The 15,731-nt window shown below is 61.3% G+C and carries 16 protein-coding genes; 8 read left to right on the top strand and 8 right to left on the bottom strand.

The window, feature by feature from the left end; genetic code table 11:
• Positions 1-31: 31 nt before the first annotated feature.
• Both ACW9IN_RS27255 and ACW9IN_RS27250 read left to right on the top strand, forming a co-directional pair.
• Positions 32-1,690 carry a nitrite/sulfite reductase gene (locus ACW9IN_RS27255; RefSeq protein ID WP_457368766.1) on the top strand — a complete coding sequence of 553 codons (1,659 nt, stop codon included), beginning with the start codon at positions 32-34 and terminating at the stop codon, positions 1,688-1,690.
• Positions 1,674-2,168, top strand: a complete 495-nt coding sequence (locus ACW9IN_RS27250; RefSeq protein WP_457368765.1) for a DUF934 domain-containing protein — start codon at positions 1,674-1,676, stop codon at positions 2,166-2,168. The genes ACW9IN_RS27255 and ACW9IN_RS27250 overlap by 17 nt, the downstream gene beginning before the upstream one ends.
• 105 nt (positions 2,169-2,273) lie before the next feature.
• Here ACW9IN_RS27250 and ACW9IN_RS27245 read toward each other — a convergent pair whose 3' ends face one another.
• Positions 2,274-2,678 carry a MerR family transcriptional regulator gene (locus ACW9IN_RS27245; RefSeq protein WP_457368764.1) on the bottom strand — a complete coding sequence of 135 codons (405 nt, stop codon included), beginning with the start codon at positions 2,676-2,678 and terminating at the stop codon, positions 2,274-2,276.
• Between the two features lie 72 nt (positions 2,679-2,750).
• Here ACW9IN_RS27245 and ACW9IN_RS27240 point away from each other — a divergent pair, with 72 nt between their 5' ends.
• Together ACW9IN_RS27240 and poxB are read left to right on the top strand one after the other, a co-directional pair.
• Positions 2,751-3,983, top strand: a complete 1,233-nt coding sequence (locus ACW9IN_RS27240) for an NADH:flavin oxidoreductase/NADH oxidase family protein (protein ID WP_457368763.1) — start codon at positions 2,751-2,753, stop codon at positions 3,981-3,983.
• 77 nt (positions 3,984-4,060) lie between these two features.
• A complete protein-coding gene (gene poxB, locus ACW9IN_RS27235; RefSeq protein ID WP_457368762.1) occupies positions 4,061-5,785 on the top strand; it encodes a ubiquinone-dependent pyruvate dehydrogenase in 1,725 nt (574 codons plus the stop codon).
• Between the two features lie 53 nt (positions 5,786-5,838).
• Here poxB and ACW9IN_RS27230 read toward each other — a convergent pair whose 3' ends face one another.
• Positions 5,839-6,396, bottom strand: a complete 558-nt coding sequence (locus tag ACW9IN_RS27230) for an NADPH-dependent FMN reductase (RefSeq protein ID WP_457368761.1) — start codon at positions 6,394-6,396, stop codon at positions 5,839-5,841.
• A gap of 225 nt (positions 6,397-6,621) precedes the next feature.
• On the opposite strand from ACW9IN_RS27230, the gene ACW9IN_RS27225 reads away from it, so the two are divergent.
• Complete coding sequence (locus tag ACW9IN_RS27225; RefSeq protein WP_457368760.1) at positions 6,622-6,858, top strand: hypothetical protein; 237 nt, start codon at positions 6,622-6,624, stop codon at positions 6,856-6,858.
• Positions 6,859-6,919: 61 nt separating this feature from the next.
• Here ACW9IN_RS27225 and ACW9IN_RS27220 read toward each other — a convergent pair whose 3' ends face one another.
• On the bottom strand, positions 6,920-7,264 hold the full coding sequence (locus tag ACW9IN_RS27220) for a hypothetical protein (protein WP_457368759.1): 345 nt from the start codon (positions 7,262-7,264) through the stop codon (positions 6,920-6,922).
• Positions 7,265-7,373: 109 nt separating this feature from the next.
• On the opposite strand from ACW9IN_RS27220, the gene ACW9IN_RS27215 reads away from it, so the two are divergent.
• Positions 7,374-8,267 carry a LysR substrate-binding domain-containing protein gene (locus ACW9IN_RS27215; protein WP_457368758.1) on the top strand — a complete coding sequence of 298 codons (894 nt, stop codon included), beginning with the start codon at positions 7,374-7,376 and terminating at the stop codon, positions 8,265-8,267.
• Here the strand turns inward: ACW9IN_RS27215 and ACW9IN_RS27210 are convergent.
• From ACW9IN_RS27210 to ACW9IN_RS27190, 5 genes are all read right to left on the bottom strand, one after another.
• On the bottom strand, positions 8,264-8,833 hold the full coding sequence (locus tag ACW9IN_RS27210) for a GNAT family N-acetyltransferase (RefSeq protein ID WP_457368781.1): 570 nt from the start codon (positions 8,831-8,833) through the stop codon (positions 8,264-8,266). The two genes, ACW9IN_RS27215 and ACW9IN_RS27210, sit on opposite strands and share 4 nt — an antisense overlap.
• A 20-nt stretch (positions 8,834-8,853) precedes the next feature.
• Positions 8,854-11,109, bottom strand: a complete 2,256-nt coding sequence (locus ACW9IN_RS27205) for an Orn/Lys/Arg family decarboxylase (RefSeq protein WP_457368757.1) — start codon at positions 11,107-11,109, stop codon at positions 8,854-8,856.
• 136 nt (positions 11,110-11,245) lie between these two features.
• Positions 11,246-11,986 (bottom strand): DNA polymerase III subunit epsilon, encoded by a 741-nt coding sequence (dnaQ, locus tag ACW9IN_RS27200; RefSeq protein ID WP_457368780.1) that lies wholly within the window; start codon positions 11,984-11,986, stop codon positions 11,246-11,248.
• 70 nt (positions 11,987-12,056) lie between these two features.
• Positions 12,057-12,509, bottom strand: a complete 453-nt coding sequence (gene rnhA / locus ACW9IN_RS27195) for a ribonuclease HI (protein WP_457368756.1) — start codon at positions 12,507-12,509, stop codon at positions 12,057-12,059.
• Between the two features lie 46 nt (positions 12,510-12,555).
• The gene (locus tag ACW9IN_RS27190; protein ID WP_457368755.1) at positions 12,556-13,314 is read right to left on the bottom strand and encodes a class I SAM-dependent methyltransferase; all 759 of its coding nucleotides are present in this window, start codon (positions 13,312-13,314) and stop codon (positions 12,556-12,558) included.
• 65 nt (positions 13,315-13,379) lie between these two features.
• Between ACW9IN_RS27190 and gloB the strand changes: the two genes are divergently transcribed.
• Together gloB and ACW9IN_RS27180 are read left to right on the top strand one after the other, a co-directional pair.
• Positions 13,380-14,147 (top strand): hydroxyacylglutathione hydrolase, encoded by a 768-nt coding sequence (gene gloB / locus ACW9IN_RS27185; RefSeq protein ID WP_457368754.1) that lies wholly within the window; start codon positions 13,380-13,382, stop codon positions 14,145-14,147.
• 98 nt (positions 14,148-14,245) lie between these two features.
• Positions 14,246-15,658, top strand: coding sequence for a transglycosylase SLT domain-containing protein (locus ACW9IN_RS27180; RefSeq protein WP_457368753.1), 1,413 nt, complete (start codon positions 14,246-14,248; stop codon positions 15,656-15,658).
• The last annotated feature ends 73 nt before the right edge of the window (positions 15,659-15,731 follow it).

The raw sequence follows: 15,731 nt of genomic DNA, 5'->3' as shown, positions 1-15,731 counted from the left end.
TGCGCGCAGATTTGCCGAGAACAGGACCTATATGTACGTATACGACGAATACGATCAGCGCATCATCGAGGACCGCGTCAAGCAGTTCCGTGATCAGACCCGACGCTACCTGGCAGGTGAGCTGAGCGAAGAAGAGTTCCGCCCTCTGCGCCTGCAAAATGGCCTTTATGTTCAGCGCTTTGCGCCGATGCTGCGGGTGGCCGTGCCCTATGGCCAACTGACGTCCCGTCAGATGCGCATGATGGCCAAGATTGCCCGCGACTTCGACAAAGGCTACGCCCACATCAGTACCCGCCAGAACATACAGTTCAACTGGCCGGCCCTGGAAGATGTGCCGGACATCCTGGCTGAATTGGCCACCGTGCAGATGCACGCCATTCAGACGAGCGGTAACTGCCTGCGCAACGTGACCACCGACCAATTTGCCGGTGTCGCCGCCGACGAACTGATCGATCCGCGCCCCTGGTGTGAAATCGTCCGTCAGTGGACCACCTTCCACCCTGAATTCGCCTACCTGCCGCGCAAGTTCAAGATCGCCATCAATGGCTCGACCTCGGACCGTGCAGCCATCGAAGTGCACGATATCGGCCTGGAGCCGGTGTACAACGCCGCCGGCGAGCTGGGCTTCCGCGTACTGGTAGGTGGCGGCCTGGGCCGTACCCCGGTGGTCGGCGCCTTCATCAATGAGTTCCTGCCCTGGCAGGACCTGTTGAGCTACCTCGACGCCATCCTGCGGGTCTACAACCGCTATGGCCGTCGTGACAACAAGTACAAGGCCCGGATCAAGATCCTGGTCAAGGCGCTGACCCCCGAGGTGTTCGCCCAGAAAGTCGACGCCGAGATGGAACACCTGCGCGGCGGTCAGACCACCCTGACCGAAGCTGAAGTGCACCGTGTGGCCAAACACTTCGTCGACCCGCAGTACAAGACCCTGAGCAATCAGGACGCCGAGTTCGCAGCGCTCGATCAAGAACATCCGGGCTTCGCCCGCTGGCGTGGCCGCAACACCCTGGCGCACAAGCAGCCGGGCTATGTGGCCGTGACCCTGTCGCTCAAGCCGACCGGCGTGGCGCCGGGCGACATCACCGACAAGCAGCTGGACGCCGTCGCCGACCTGGCCGACCGCTACAGCTTCGGTCAACTGCGCACCTCCCACGAGCAGAACATCATTCTGGCGGACGTCGAGCAAAGCCAACTGTTCACCCTGTGGGGCGAGCTGCGCGAAGGCGGTTTCGCCACGCCGAACATCGGCCTGCTGACCGACATCATCTGCTGCCCGGGTGGCGATTTCTGCTCCCTGGCCAACGCCAAGTCGATCCCGATCGCCGAATCGATCCAGCGTCGCTTCGACGACCTGGACTACCTGTTCGATATCGGCGAGCTGGATCTGAACATCTCCGGTTGCATGAACGCCTGCGGTCACCACCACGTCGGCCACATCGGCATCCTGGGCGTGGACAAGAAAGGCGAAGAATTCTACCAAGTGTCCCTGGGCGGCAGCGCCAGCCGTGACGCGAGCCTGGGCAAGATCCTCGGCCCGTCCTTCGCCCAGGAAGCCATGCCGGACGTGATCGCCAAGCTGATCGACGTGTACGTTGAACAACGTACCGAAGATGAACGCTTCATCGACACTTACCAGCGCATTGGCATCGACCTGTTCAAGGAGCGCGTCTATGCAGCGAATCATTAAGAACAACGAAGTCATCGACGAAACCTGGCACTTGCTGCCCAAGGACACGAGCTTCGACAGCATCTCCAACTGCGACGATCTGATCGTGCCGCTGGCACTGTGGCGCGAACACGGCCACGCCCTCAAGGCCCGCGACGGCGGACTGGGCGTATGGCTGGACGCCGATGAAGAAGCCGAGGAAATCGGCGATGACGTGAAACACTTCCAGGTCATCGCGCTGAACTTCCCGGCGTTCACTGACGGTCGCAACTACTCCAACGCACGCCTGCTGCGTGACCGTTACGGTTACACCGGTGAATTGCGCGCGATTGGCGATGTGCTGCGTGACCAACTGTTCTACCTGCGCCGCTGTGGCTTCGACGCGTTCGCACTGCGGGCCGACAAAGACCCGTACGAGGCACTGGAAAGCCTCAAGGACTTCTCGGTGACCTACCAGGCCGCTACCGACGAACCGCTGCCGCTGTTCCGTCGTCGCTGACCGATCGTTCCCACTCCGCGTGGGAATGCCTCGCCGGACGCTCTGCGTCCGCTGTTGGGATGCGGAGCGTCCAAGGCTGCATTCCCACGCAGAGCGTGGGAATGATCAGACGCTGAGCTTGATCGACGCCAGCACCTGCTTCTGCCCCATGGAACACGGCACATCGGCCGGGTGCGCTCGCACGGCCTCGATCACTCCCAGCAATTGCGCCTTGTTTTGCGCCAGTTGCGTCTGCATCACCTCAATCTGAGCGACCTTGCGCTCCAATGCCTCGATCAATTCGTCGCGTTTGTGCTCGCCCGGTGCCGGCATCAATGCCTTAAGCTCCTGCAAAGTGAACCCGGCCTGTTGCGCACTTTGGATCAGTTGCAGGGTTTGCAGCGCCTCCTCTGAATAACGTCGATAGCCATTGGCCTGGCGCCCCACCTGACTGATCAAGCCTTGCGCCTCATAGAAACGGATGCGCGACGCCGCCAGCCCACTCTGTTTTGCCAACTCACCGATATTCATCGTCCAACCCTGCTTGACATTAAAGTTAACTTTAAGCTTAGCCTGAGGCCTCCCTCGCTCAGGAGTCAACCCATGTCCCCCTTTGAAGCCCTGCAACTGCCCAATGGCCAAGTGTTATCGAACCGTATCGCCAAGGCGGCGATGGAAGAAAATATGGCCGATGCCCGGCAAGCACCGTCCCGCGAGCTGAAGCGGCTGTACAAGACCTGGGCCGACGGTGAGCCCGGCCTGCTGATCACCGGTAACGTAATGATCGACCGCCGCGCCATGACCGGCCCGGGTGGCGTGGCCCTGGAGGATGAACAGCATCTGGACAGCTTCCGCGAATGGGCCGACGTGGCGCGGGCCAAAGGCGTGCACTTCTGGGTACAGCTCAGCCATCCCGGGCGGCAGACGCCCGGCAATCTGCGTCAGCTCGCCATTGCGCCGTCTGCGGTGGCGCTGGACCTGGGCGGTTTCTCGAAGATGTTCGCCAAGCCCCGGGCCATGACCGAAGACGACATTCAGGATGTGATCGAGCGTTTCGCCACCAGCGCGCGCCTGGCCGAAAAAGCCGGGTTTACCGGGGTGCAAATCCATGGCGCCCATGGGTACTTGCTCAGCCAGTTCCTGTCGCCCCTGAGCAACCAGCGCACTGACCGCTGGGGCGGCTCCCTGGAAAACCGTGCGCGGTTGTTGCTGGAAGTGATCCGGGCCGTGCGGGCCAGTGTCAGCCCGTCGTTTTGTGTGGCGGTCAAGCTCAACTCCGCGGACTTTCAGCGCGGCGGTTTTGCAGAGGCCGACGCCCGCGCCGTGGTCGAGCTGCTGAACCCACTGCCCATCGACCTGCTGGAGCTGTCCGGTGGCAGCTATGAAGCACCGGCCATGCAAGGCGAAGCGCGGGATGGCCGCACCCTGGCGCGCGAGGCGTACTTCCTGGAGTTCGCCAAGGAACTGGCCGCTATCGCCACGATGCCCTTGATGGTCACCGGCGGCATTCGCCGCCTGCCCATCGTGCAACAGGTGCTGGACAGCGGCATCGCCATGGCCGGCATCGCCACAGCGTTGACCCTGGAGCCTCAGTTGCTCAAACACTGGCGCGAGGGCCGCGACCTCAACCCGCAACTCAAGCCGATCAGTTGGCAGCGCAAGCCCCTGGCCGCACTCGCCACCCTGGCCGTGGTGCGCTACCAGATGCGTCGTCTCAGTCACGGCCACGCGCCAAGGGCTGATGTTCGGCCGTGCGTGGCACTGGTGCGCGACCAATGGTTCATTGCCCGGCGTACCCGCCAATACCGTGCGGCGATGACGCAATCTTCACATTAAAGGGTGAGCATTCGCCGTGATCGAACTGTCCCCTATTGATCAGTCGTTTTTAACCTCACTGACCATTGGAGTGCTTCATGGCGAAGATCAACCTGGCCCGGCAACTGGCGAACACCCTCGAACAGGCGGGCATCCAGCGTATCTGGGGCCTGACCGGCGACAGCCTCAACGGCCTCACCGACGCCTTGCGCAGCATGGACAGCATCGAGTGGATGCATGTGCGCCACGAAGAAGTGGCAGCGTTTGCCGCCGGGGCCGAAGCGGCCGCTACCGGCGAACTGACGGTGTGCGCCGGCAGTTGCGGCCCGGGCAACCTGCACTTGATCAACGGCCTGTTCGACTGCCATCGCAACCACGTGCCCGTACTGGCCATCGCGGCGCAGATCCCGTCCTCGGAGATCGGCCTGAACTACTTCCAGGAAACCCACCCCCAGGAACTGTTCAAGGAGTGCAGCCACTTTATCGAACTGGTGACCAACCCCGCGCAGATGCCCCAAGTGCTGCACCGCGCGATGCGCTCGGCAATCCTCAATCGCGGCGTGGCCGTGGTGGTGATTCCAGGCGACGTGTCATTGCTGGAAGTCGAAGACAGCGTCAAACCCTGGCCCGCGCTGCACGCGCCACGCACATTGCCTGCCGAGCAAGACCTGCAACAACTCACCGACCTGCTCCAGAACAGCGAAAAAGTCACCCTGCTGTGCGGCAGCGGTTGCGCCGGGGCCCATGATCAAGTGGTGGCACTGGCCGACGCCCTCGGCGCACCGGTGGTGCATGCACTGCGCGGCAAGGAACATGTGGAGTGGGACAACCCGTTCGATGTGGGCATGACCGGCCTGATCGGCTTCAGCTCCGGTTACCACGCGATGCTCGACTGCGACACGCTGGTCATGCTCGGCACCGACTTCCCCTATCGCCAGTTCTACCCCACCGACGCGAAGATCATCCAGGTCGACCGCAACCCGCAGGCCCTGGGCCGCCGCGCCACATTGGACCTGGGCATCGCGGCGGATGTGCGCGAAACGATCGACGCGTTGCTGCCCCGGCTGACGCGCAAAGCTGACCGCAGCTTCCTCGACACCTCACTGAAGCACTACGAGAAAGCCCGCCAAGGCCTGGATGACTTGGCGCAGCCATCCAAAGCCGATCGCCCGATTCACCCGCAATATGTGGCACGCCTGCTCAGTGAACTGGCCGACGAGGATGCGATTTTCACCGCCGATGTCGGCTCTCCTACCGTGTGGGCCGCGCGCTACCTGAAAATGAACGGCAAGCGTCGCCTGATCGGCTCGTTCAACCATGGCTCCATGGCCAACGCCATGCCCCAGGCCATCGGTGCGCAGGCAGCGTTTCCCGGACGGCAAGTGATCTCGATGTCCGGCGACGGCGGCTTCGCCATGCTGATGGGGGACTTCATCTCACTGGCGCAGTTGAACCTGCCGGTCAAAGTCGTGGTTTTCGACAACGCTTCGCTGGGCTTTGTCGCCATGGAAATGAAAGCCGCGGGCTACCTGGACACCGGCACCGAGCTGAAAAATCCGGACTTCGCGGCGATGTCCAATGCGATGGGCATCCTGGGCATACGCGTGGAGCAATCCGAAGACCTGGAGCCTGCCCTGCGTCGCGCATTGGCCCATGACGGGCCGGTGCTGGTGGATGTGGTCACCGCGACCCAGGAACTGGTGATGCCGCCGACGATCAAGCTGGAACAGGCCAAGGGGTTCAGCCTGTACATGCTCAAGGCGGTAATGAGCGGACGCGGCGACGAAGTCATCGAGCTGGCACGTACCAACTGGTTGCGCTAGACCCGATATGGGAGCGGGCTTGCCCGCTCCCACACGTTGAACGCCTTTGCCCATCAAGCCTTGTGCTTTTCCACCCATTGGCCATAGGCGTTGATAAACGCTTGCAGGAACGGCCTGGTCTTTTCCGAAATCTTGCCCGCGTCATCGAAAATATTGCCCGCGCCCCCCAGATAGGCTTCCGGTTGCTGCATGCAGGGAACATCGAGAAACACCAGGGATTGGCGCAGATGATGGTTGGCGCCAAACCCGCCGATGGCCCCCGGCGACACGCTGATGATCGCTCCGGGTTTACCGCTCCACGCGCTTTGCCCGTAAGGACGCGAGCCCACGTCGATAGCATTCTTCAACGGCGCCGGTATCGAGCGGTTGTATTCCGGGGTCACGAACAGCACCGCGTCGGCCCCGCCCAGCTGTTTGCGGAACGTGCCGTAGGCGGCGGGCGGCGTCGCGCCGTCGATATCTTCGTTGTAGAGGGGCAAATCGCCGATTTCGAGGATATTCAGCTTGAGGTTGGCGGGGGCCAGTTCGGCCAGGGCCAAGGCAACCTTGCGGTTGATCGAGTCCTTTCTCAAGCTGCCTACCAGAACGGCAATCGTATAAACCTTGCTCATCTGCTTCTCCCGACGTCTGACTAAGGAGCTTGTAGTTATAGAGTCTCGACGGCGTGCGCACCAGCAGGTTTTTTTATATTCATCGGGGTGTGATTTGCCGGGCTTGCGTAGGACGGATCTGAACTCATCACGGAATAGTATTTTTTTCTTGTAGGTAAACTACCCCGCCACCTGACGGTCTACAGAACCGCAAATCGAGTGTTTATCTCCAGAGGTTCTAAACAGATGGCTGCAGTACTTGTCGGACAGTTCCATGCCAGAGACGCAGAAGGACGTGTGTATTCGGTGCATGAGTTCCAGGAATCCAACCCGGCGCAAGGCGACCTGGTTGGCTCGGCGCCCTCCACCACCTACAAGCTGGCCATTGGCGATCGTGTAGAAAAACTGGAGGGCGATGAATTCAAACTGATCCAGTCGGGGACCATTATCGTCCGCGAATCAGAAACCACTCTCGCCTCGTAGCAACTTGCCTCATCCACCTGCTCAGTCCTGGCCATTGACGGCATCGACTGGGCCGGGGCGATCACGGACGGCGTATCTCCGTCACTTCGATCGCAGACTCTCCGTCGACCTTCTTCAGCGTCACCATCAAGCGCCCCCGCTCGCCTTCAACGGCGTACATCGAACGCTGGTAACCCACGCGCTCATAACCTGGATGTGCAATCACCTGCCTGACCAAGGCCACGTCCAGTACCGTACCCACCTGCTCGGCCACCTGTTGCTCGGAGCGGATAAAGGCCTCAAGGGCGAGAGTTTCCGGCGTGGTGTCGTCTTGCATGTCGAGGAGATAAGCAGCCGCACAACCCATGGTCACCAGGACCAGCAGTTGTTTGGCCGTTACCCCGAGGAATGTCGAGGGTAGAGGCATGTGAGACCGGACCTGTTTTTGTTGTATATGCCGATAGCCGGCTTTGGTCATTGATGATCAACGCGGCCATTCTATTGAATCCCCACCGCGCTGCACATAGACTCCGGCCATGCGTTTACGTCATATCGAAGTGATTCAGGCCATTTTGCAGACCGGACACCCAGGCTTGGCGGCCGAATGGTTGCAACTCCCCGTGGGCGATGTAGACGCCGCGCTCAAGGAAGCCGAACAACAACTGGGCTTCATGCTCTTTGCCAGTGTGCGCGGACGCCTGCAGCCGACCCGGGAAACACTGGAGCTGCAAGCCGCAATCGCGCCATTGTATGAAGCACTGGAACCGGTACAACGCCTGGCCAGCCGCCTGAAACACCATCACGCCCCAACCCTGCGCACCCTCTGCACACCGCCGCTGGCCAACCAGTTGCTGCCGCAAAGCATCGCAGCGCTGCGCCGTCGTTTCCAGGACACACCGTGCAACCTGTCGAGCCAGCCCACCCGCGAGATCGTCAGGAGCCTGTTGCTGCACGAAGCCGAGGTGGGCTTGAGCCTGCACGATCCGGAACACCCGCAAATCCAGAGCACGGTACTGGCGCAAGGCAAGCTCCAGTTGCTGGCGCCCCACGGCTGGCTGAAACCCAAACAGAAATACATGGCGCTGCAAGAGCTGGCCGGGCAATCGATGATCGGGCTGGAGGGGCAAGATCCGCTCAGTCGCCTGCTCGATGCCAAACTGCAGGCCCTGCGTCCGCTGCCGGTGGTGCAGACGCGGGTGCAGACGTACCAGATGATGCGCAGCATGGTCGAGGCCGGGGAAGGCCTGGCGATTGTCGACCCGTTTACCGCCTGCGGCGCGCGCGAGGCAGGGCTGGACGCATGCCCGGTGTCGCCGCCGATCATGGTCAGCCTGTATGCGCTCACATTGAAGAATGCCGTGACGTCCCCCGCGTTGAACGCACTGCTGGAGATCGTCACACAGAAAGCGGAAAGCCTGTTGGCAGGTTAGGATTTGCCGGTTTCGGTCTTGAACAGCCGGTACCAGAAGATCGCCACCTCGCGGGTCTGCGGATCGATCCCGCGATAACGCAAGTGGTCGATCCCGCCCATCACATAGCCGCAACGCTCATACAGGCGGCAGGCGCCGAGGTTGTTGTTCTGGGTTTCCAGCATCATGCCCGGCAGGTTTTTCTTGCGGCTCCAGAACTGCGCCACATCGAGCAAGGCTTTCGCCACGCCGTGGCGCCGTGCAGGCAAGGCCACCGCCAGTTCGTCGACATGGGCGAAGCCGTTCCAGTTGGTGCTGACCACGATATGCCCCACCGCGCGATCATCGAGAAAGGCCATGAAGATCGCACTGTCCGGTGCATCGCGAAAGCTGGCGAACTCTTCCGGGTCGATGCCGTAGCACTTGCGGTACGGCAAGATGCGCTCCACCGGCCATTGATCGACCCGCTTGCCCATCTGCGGCTCGCCGTAGGCATTGACCTCAAAGCTGAAGTCGTTGCCCCACACGTAGGCATCGAAGCCCTCGTCGGCGACCCGGACAGTGAGCCCCGGGTATTTCGGCGTCATAACAGCGTGCATAACCATCCTTAACCCTTGATGCAGTCAACCGTGTAACAACGGCCACTGCCGTCATCTTCGTGTTGCAACCCATGAACATCCGCGACAAAACCGGGGAAACCGCTATCGAACGTCCGGGCAAACGCCAGGTAATCGATGATCGACCGCGTCGACTCGGTAAAGCGCTCCCCCGGCATGATCAACGGAATGCCCGGCGGATACGGCACCAGCATCACCGCTGCGATACGCCCTGACAAGGCATCGATGGGTACCGCCTCCACTTCACCCTTGACCAGTTGGTCGTAGGCGTCGGCCGGCTTCATCGCGATTTCCGGCAACACCGTGTACATGCGCTTGAGGTGTTTGGCGGTGGCATTGCTGCGGTAGCAACTGTGCAATTGGTTGCACAGGTCGCGCAACCCCAGGCCTTGATAACGCACCGGGCCTTGGGCGAACACCGATGGCAAACAACTGGCCAGGCTGACGTTGGCGTCATAGTTGCGTTTGAACTCCAGCAACTCGGTGAGCAAGGTACTCCATTTGCCCTTGGTGATGCCCATGGAAAACAGCACGAGGAAGGAATACAACCCGGTCTTCTCCACCACCAGCCCACGCTCCCACAGGAACTTGCTGACCACCGCAGCGGGAATTCCGCACTCGCTCAACGCGCCTCCAGCATTGAGACCCGGCATCACCAAAGTGACCTTGATCGGATCCAGCAGCACGTAGTCTTCAGCCACGTCGCCAAAGCCATGCCAATCATCCTGGGGTTGCAGCAACCAATCCGCCGTGGCCACCCGGTCGATACCGGCCACCGACGGCGGCTGCCAGATGGAAAACCACCAGTCTTCGGCGGCGATGTGCTGGCGCAGGTTGGCCAGGGCACGACGAAAGCTCAGCGCCTCGTCGAACATCTCTTGCAGCAGCGAGCGCCCGGCCGGGCCTTCCATCATCGCCGACGCCACGTCCAGCGAAGCGATGATGCTGTATTGCGGTGAAGTGGAGATATGCATCATGAACGCTTCGTTGAAGCGGTCACGGTCCAGTTGACGCGCGCCGCCGTCCTGCACGTGGATCATCGACGCCTGACTGAAGGCCGCCAGCAGCTTGTGGGTGGAGTGCGTGGTGAACACCAGCGGGCTGTCCGGCGTGCGCGAAGTGCCCATGCCGTAGCGCCCGGCGAAAAACTCGTGAAAGGCGGCATAGGCATACCAGGCTTCGTCAAAGTGCAACACCTCGACACTGTTGCCCAGTTGCTGCTTGATCAGTTCGGCGTTGTAGCACAGCCCGTCGTAGGTGGAATTGGTCACCACGGCCATCTTCACCCTGGCTGGCCGGCCCCGGGTCAAGGGGCTGGCCTCGATCTTGGCATGGATCGAGTCGGGACTGAATTCACTCAGGGGAATCGGGCCGATGATGCCCAGTTCGTTGCGTTCCGGGCACAGGTACAGCGGGATCGCGCCGGTCATGATGATCGAATGCAGCACCGACTTGTGGCAGTTGCGGTCCACCAGAACCAGGTCATCGCGACCGACCATGGAGTGCCAGACGATCTTGTTCGCGGTGGATGTACCATTGATCACAAAGAACGTGTGGTCGGCGCCAAAATTACGCGCGGCGCGGGCTTCAGCGTCGGCCAGCGGACCGGTGTGGTCCAGCAATGAACCCAGCTCGGGCACCGAGACCGACAGGTCCGAACGCAGGGTATTTTCCCCGAAAAACTGATGGAACGCCTGCCCCACCGGGCTTTTGCGATAAGCCACGCCACCACCATGACCAGGTGTGTGCCAGGAATAATTGGAGTCGGCGGTGTGTTGCACCAGTGCCTTGAAGAACGGTGGCAGCAAGCCATCCAGGTAGGTACGGGCAGCGCGCGCCACCTGCCGGGCCAGAAACGGCACGGTGTCTTCGAACAGGTAAAGGATGCCGCGCAGTTGATTGAGCTCGCTCATGGCATCGGCCGGCGCGTTTTCCAGCGTGACTCGCTCGCCAAGGGCAAAGATCGGCAGGCTGGGCGCCCTCACCCGCGCCAGGCGGATCAGTTCGACCATGTTTTGCAGCAGATGGGTATTTTCCCCCGCGCCCTCGGCGGCGATCAGCATGCAGGCCAGGCCATGATGGGTTGAGGCCACCAGACGACCCTCGGCGTAATCCACCGCTTCGACGATACTGAAGCCTTCCTGTTCCAGCTCCCGGGCGATACCTCGAACCCGATCACCGGCGACGGTGTCGGCCTTGATGTCGCGGTGCACGATCAGAACCGGGAACTTCAGGTCTTTGTACATGAGTGCTTGGAGTCCTGATGGCTATGCACTCAAGGGTAGAAGCTTGGGGGCGATGACGCGAATGAAGATTTTGAAAGCCGTGAAGCTCAACTGTGGGAGCTGGCTTGCCGGCAAGCCGGGCTCCTACAGGGTTGTGTCATTGTTGAGTCAGGGTCGACCACAACGCCGGCGCGCCCGCCGACTTGGCGATGGCTTCCAGGCGTGCCGCATGTTCGGCCAGGTCCTGCTCGCTGGCGCGGATGATCGTGGTGGGCTTGCGGTCGGCCGGCAAACGGCGGATTTCCGATGGGCGATTGCCCGCGCCTTCCGCCGAACCGCTGCCGTCGGACGCATTACCGGCCAGGGACAGGCTGGTTTGCCCGCCGGTCATTGCCAGGTAGACGTCGGCCAGGATCTCGGAGTCGAGCAATGCGCCGTGCAACTCACGACCGGAGTTGTCGACGCCGTAGCGTTTGCACAGGGCATCCAGACTATTGCGCTGACCCGGGTGACGCTCGCGGGCCATCATCAAGGTGTCGAGGATCGAGCAGTGCTGGGAAAGATCCGCACGCTCCGTCTGTCCCATCAGGGCGAATTCGTTATTGATGAAGCCGACGTCGAACGCCGCGTTATGAATGATCAGTTGCGCTCCGTCGATGAACTCGAAGAACTCATCGGCGACTTCGGCAAAGCGTGGCTTGCCCTTGAGGAACTCATCGGTGATGCCGTGGACGCCGATCGCGCCCTCGTCACTGTCGCGGTCCGGTTGCAGGTAAACGTGAAAATGGCGACCGGTGAGGCGCCGACCCAACAGTTCGACGCAGCCGATTTCGATGATCCGGTGGCCATCGGTCACCGGCATGCCGGTGGTTTCGGTATCGAGTACAACAGATCGGATGGCCATCAGGGTTCAGCTCTCAACGGTGTGGTGTCAATCAAAGGACGCGATGTTAGCACGTGAGCCGGCATCAGCTCTGCTTGTAACCCCGCACTTCATCCACGCCCCGGTTGGCCAACTGGTCGGCGCGTTCGTTGCCGGGGTGGCCGATGTGACCGCGCACCCATTTCCAGGTGATGTTATGGCGATTGCATTGTTCGTCGAGCAATTGCCACAGGTCGGCGTTTTTCACCGGCTCCTTGGCTGCGGTTTTCCAGCCGCGCTTCTTCCAGTTGACCATCCACTCGTTGATGCCTTTCATCACGTATTGCGAGTCAGTCACCAGCAGCACGTCGCAGCGGCGCTTAAGCTCTTCGAGGCCACGGATGGCGCCGAGCAGTTCCATGCGGTTGTTGGTGGTGTTGGCCTCGCCGCCCCACAGTTCCTTCTCGACGCCTTTGCACACCAGCAAGGCGCCCCAGCCGCCGGGGCCCGGGTTGCCCTTGCAGGCGCCATCGGTGAAGAGTTCTACGGTATCGGTCATTCGGTAGCATCCATCAAGACAGGCGGGGTCTGAAATCAAAAAAGGTTTAGGGTTCGCTTTGCTTGCGATTGACTTTGGCCATCGGCATCGGCAGCAGCTTGCCCACGGGCTGACGCTGCACCTGGCGCACCGGACGCAGCCCGACCACGATTTTGCGGGCGACCAATAGATAGAAGCCGCCTCCCGACAGTTGCCAGGCGCCGGCGCGGCGTTCCCAGCCGGCCAGGCGGGCTTGCCACTTGGCCGAGGCAAGCGGCGGACGATAGCATCCGAAGCGGCGTTTCTCCAGCGCGAAGCCCAGCAGGTTCAGCCAGTCCCCCACCCGTGAAGGCGAGATGCAACGCGCCTGGCGCAAGCCATCATGGGCGAAGACATGGCGCAGGCCCCAACTGCTCCAGGGGTTTATTCCGATAATCAGCAAATGGCCACCAGGGCGCACGCTGCTGGCGGCTTCGCGCAGCAAGCCATGGGGCGACAGGCAGAAATCCAGGCCATGTTGCAGCACCACCACGTCGGCGGCGTGTTCGCTCAAGGGCCAGGCCTGCTCCTCGCAGACGATCTCCACGCCGGGCAACGGCGCGCCGAGGCGTACATTGCGTTGCACCTGCGGTGCGCACGGTGGCGTCTGCGCCGACGGACCGTAATGCACGAGATAGCCGCCAAAGAACCGACCCAGCTCGTCTTCGAGCATGCGCCGTTCTTCATCCAGCAAAAATTGCCCGATCGGCCCGGACAGCCATTCTCGGGCGGCGCCGATCAGGGCCAGCCACTCGGGATCGGCCTGGGCGAACGCTTTATCAGTCATTGCATTCTCCAACTCGCCTATACGTTCTAAGATGCACCAATGTGTCCAGCTTGGCGAATCGAAGAATGATACAGATCAGTGCCCTGCCCGCCTTCACCGATAACTACATCTGGTTGTTACAAGACCCACAGACCCGGCGCTGCGCCGTGGTCGACCCCGGCGATGCCGCGCCCGTGCTGGCCTGGCTCGAGCAAAACCCCGGCTGGACCCTCGGCGACATCCTGATCACCCATCATCACCACGACCACGTTGGCGGTGTCGAACAGCTCAAGGGCGCAACCGATGCCAGGGTGTATGGCCCGGCGAGCGAGAAGATCCCGGCACGGGATGTGGCGCTGAACGACAACGACCGCATCCAGGTGCTGGGGCTGGACTTCGACGTGTTTGCCGTACCCGGCCATACCTTGGGGCATATCGCCTTTTATCATGCCGGCGTGCTGTTCTGCGGCGACACCTTGTTTGCGGCCGGCTGCGGTCGCCTGTTCGAAGGGACGCCGGAGCAGATGCACAGCTCACTAGAGCGCCTGGCCGCCTTGCCCGCGGAGACGCTGGTGTACTGCACCCATGAATACACCCAAAGCAATCTCAAATTTGCCCAGGCAGTGGAACCGGATAACGCCGATATCGCCGAACGCGTGGAGAACGTCCGCCAACTTCGGGCTAACGGCGAGATAACGTTGCCGTCCAACCTGGCCTTGGAAAAACGCACAAATCCCTTCCTGCGCACCGCTGAAACATCCGTTAAACAAAAAGCGGACGAACGGAACGGTCGCGACAACCGCTCTGGGGCCGAGGTGTTTGCCAGTTTGCGGGCCTGGAAAGATAAGTTCTAAGTGGATGCAATCTGATACGCAATTTCTGAATGGTTGACCGGAACCCGGGCGCTTTCTAGAATCGCCCGACATTTTTGCCCGGAACTTACTTCCAGCCAATGTCGTCATCTATTCGTAAATCCATTTCTTCAGACGCATTGACCCGCCTGGCTCAAGCTGTGGCGGTGGCTGTGTCCGCGACTCTGGCGGGCTGCCAATCGACTCATTTCGCTGCACAATCCACCGTGCAACCCAAACCGAATCTTGCTGCCAAGATCAAGCAGAAACCCATCTGGCTCTCAGAGAAGCCCAGCCCCGAAGTGCCCCAGGATGTCTGGGAACGCATGCGCCGGGGCTTTCAATTGCAGGACGGTGTAGGCGTCAACCCACGCATCGAGCAACAGCGCCTGTGGTTCGCCAGCAACCCGTCCTTTCTGGAGAACGCCGGCGAACGCGGCAGTCTCTACATTCATTACATCGTCGAACGCCTTGAAGAACGCAACATGCCCCTGGAGCTGGCGCTGCTGCCAGTGATTGAAAGTGCCTACAACCCAATGGCCTATTCGCGCAGCGATGCGGTCGGCCTGTGGCAGTTCATTCCCTCCACCGGGCGCTACTTCAACCTGCGCCAGACCCGCGCCTACGATGGCCGCCGCGACATCACCGCTTCCACCACCGCCGCCCTGGACTACCTGACCCGCCTGCACGATATGTTCAACGGCGACTGGTTGCTGGCCCTCGCGGCGTATAACGCGGGTGAAGGTACGGTCAGCCGCGCCATCGAGCGCAACGAGAAGCTGGGCCTGCCCACCGACTACTGGAACCTGCCCCTGCCCCAGGAAACCCGGGACTACGTGCCCAAGTTCCTGGCGCTGTCCCAGGTGGTGCTGGCCCCCGAGGCCTACGGCGTCAACCTGAACCCCATCGCCAACCAGCCGTATTTCGAAGTGGTTGAAGTCAAGCAAAGCATGGACCTGTCACGGGTCGCGGCGCTGGCCGAAATCGACGAAGACGAACTGTTCCAGCTCAACCCGGCCCTGAAACAACGTACCACCCTGGACGGTCCCCAGCATTTGCTGGTGCCAAGCTCCAAGGCGCAGTTGCTCACCAGCACGCTTTCGACGATGAAGCCCGAAGAGTTGTTGGCAATGCGCCCGAAAAAGCAGGTGTTCGACGAAGTCGAGAGCGCACGGGTCGCCGGACGCACGCGCAGTTACAAAGTGCGTAGCGGCGACAACCTGACGCTGATCGCCAAGGCGAACAAGGTCGATGTGCATGACCTGCAACGCTGGAACAAGCTCAACGGCCAGGCCCTCAAAGTCGGCCAGACCCTGGTAATGCAGGACACGCGCAAGCTGGTGGCCAAGGCCGACAGCAAGAAGCCGGTGCAGTACAAGGTCCAGAAAGGCGACTCGCTGTATATCGTCGCCAAGCGCTTCAACGTAGAGATGCAACACCTCAAGCGCTGGAACCCGCGTACCGGCCAGGCGCTCAAGCCTGGGCAGATGCTGGTGGTTTCCGGCCCAAGATAAACCTGCATGAAAGCGGGCTTGTGTGGGAGCTGGCTTGCCTGCGATAGCATCACCTCGGTGTATCAGTGACACC

This window comes from Pseudomonas sp. SDO5271_S396, from assembly GCF_054071795.1.
Note: the sequence above shows the minus strand (reverse complement) of the source record. Positions and strands in the feature narration are given on the sequence as shown.

Bases quoted from the DNA above. Each gene is read 5' to 3' on its own strand.
- ACW9IN_RS27255 (WP_457368766.1), top strand. From the start codon at position 32: ATGTACGTATACGACGAATACGATCAGCGCATCATCGAGGACCGCGTC.
- ACW9IN_RS27250 (WP_457368765.1), top strand. From the start codon at position 1,674: ATGCAGCGAATCATTAAGAACAACGAAGTCATCGACGAAACCTGGCAC.
- ACW9IN_RS27245 (WP_457368764.1), bottom strand. From the start codon at position 2,678: ATGAATATCGGTGAGTTGGCAAAACAGAGTGGGCTGGCGGCGTCGCGC.
- ACW9IN_RS27240 (WP_457368763.1), top strand. From the start codon at position 2,751: ATGTCCCCCTTTGAAGCCCTGCAACTGCCCAATGGCCAAGTGTTATCG.
- poxB (WP_457368762.1), top strand. From the start codon at position 4,061: ATGGCGAAGATCAACCTGGCCCGGCAACTGGCGAACACCCTCGAACAG.
- ACW9IN_RS27230 (WP_457368761.1), bottom strand. From the start codon at position 6,396: ATGAGCAAGGTTTATACGATTGCCGTTCTGGTAGGCAGCTTGAGAAAG.
- ACW9IN_RS27225 (WP_457368760.1), top strand. From the start codon at position 6,622: ATGGCTGCAGTACTTGTCGGACAGTTCCATGCCAGAGACGCAGAAGGA.
- ACW9IN_RS27220 (WP_457368759.1), bottom strand. From the start codon at position 7,264: ATGCCTCTACCCTCGACATTCCTCGGGGTAACGGCCAAACAACTGCTG.
- ACW9IN_RS27215 (WP_457368758.1), top strand. From the start codon at position 7,374: ATGCGTTTACGTCATATCGAAGTGATTCAGGCCATTTTGCAGACCGGA.
- ACW9IN_RS27210 (WP_457368781.1), bottom strand. From the start codon at position 8,833: ATGACGCCGAAATACCCGGGGCTCACTGTCCGGGTCGCCGACGAGGGC.
- ACW9IN_RS27205 (WP_457368757.1), bottom strand. From the start codon at position 11,109: ATGTACAAAGACCTGAAGTTCCCGGTTCTGATCGTGCACCGCGACATC.
- rnhA (WP_457368756.1), bottom strand. From the start codon at position 12,509: ATGACCGATACCGTAGAACTCTTCACCGATGGCGCCTGCAAGGGCAAC.
- ACW9IN_RS27190 (WP_457368755.1), bottom strand. From the start codon at position 13,314: ATGACTGATAAAGCGTTCGCCCAGGCCGATCCCGAGTGGCTGGCCCTG.
- gloB (WP_457368754.1), top strand. From the start codon at position 13,380: ATGATACAGATCAGTGCCCTGCCCGCCTTCACCGATAACTACATCTGG.
- ACW9IN_RS27180 (WP_457368753.1), top strand. From the start codon at position 14,246: ATGTCGTCATCTATTCGTAAATCCATTTCTTCAGACGCATTGACCCGC.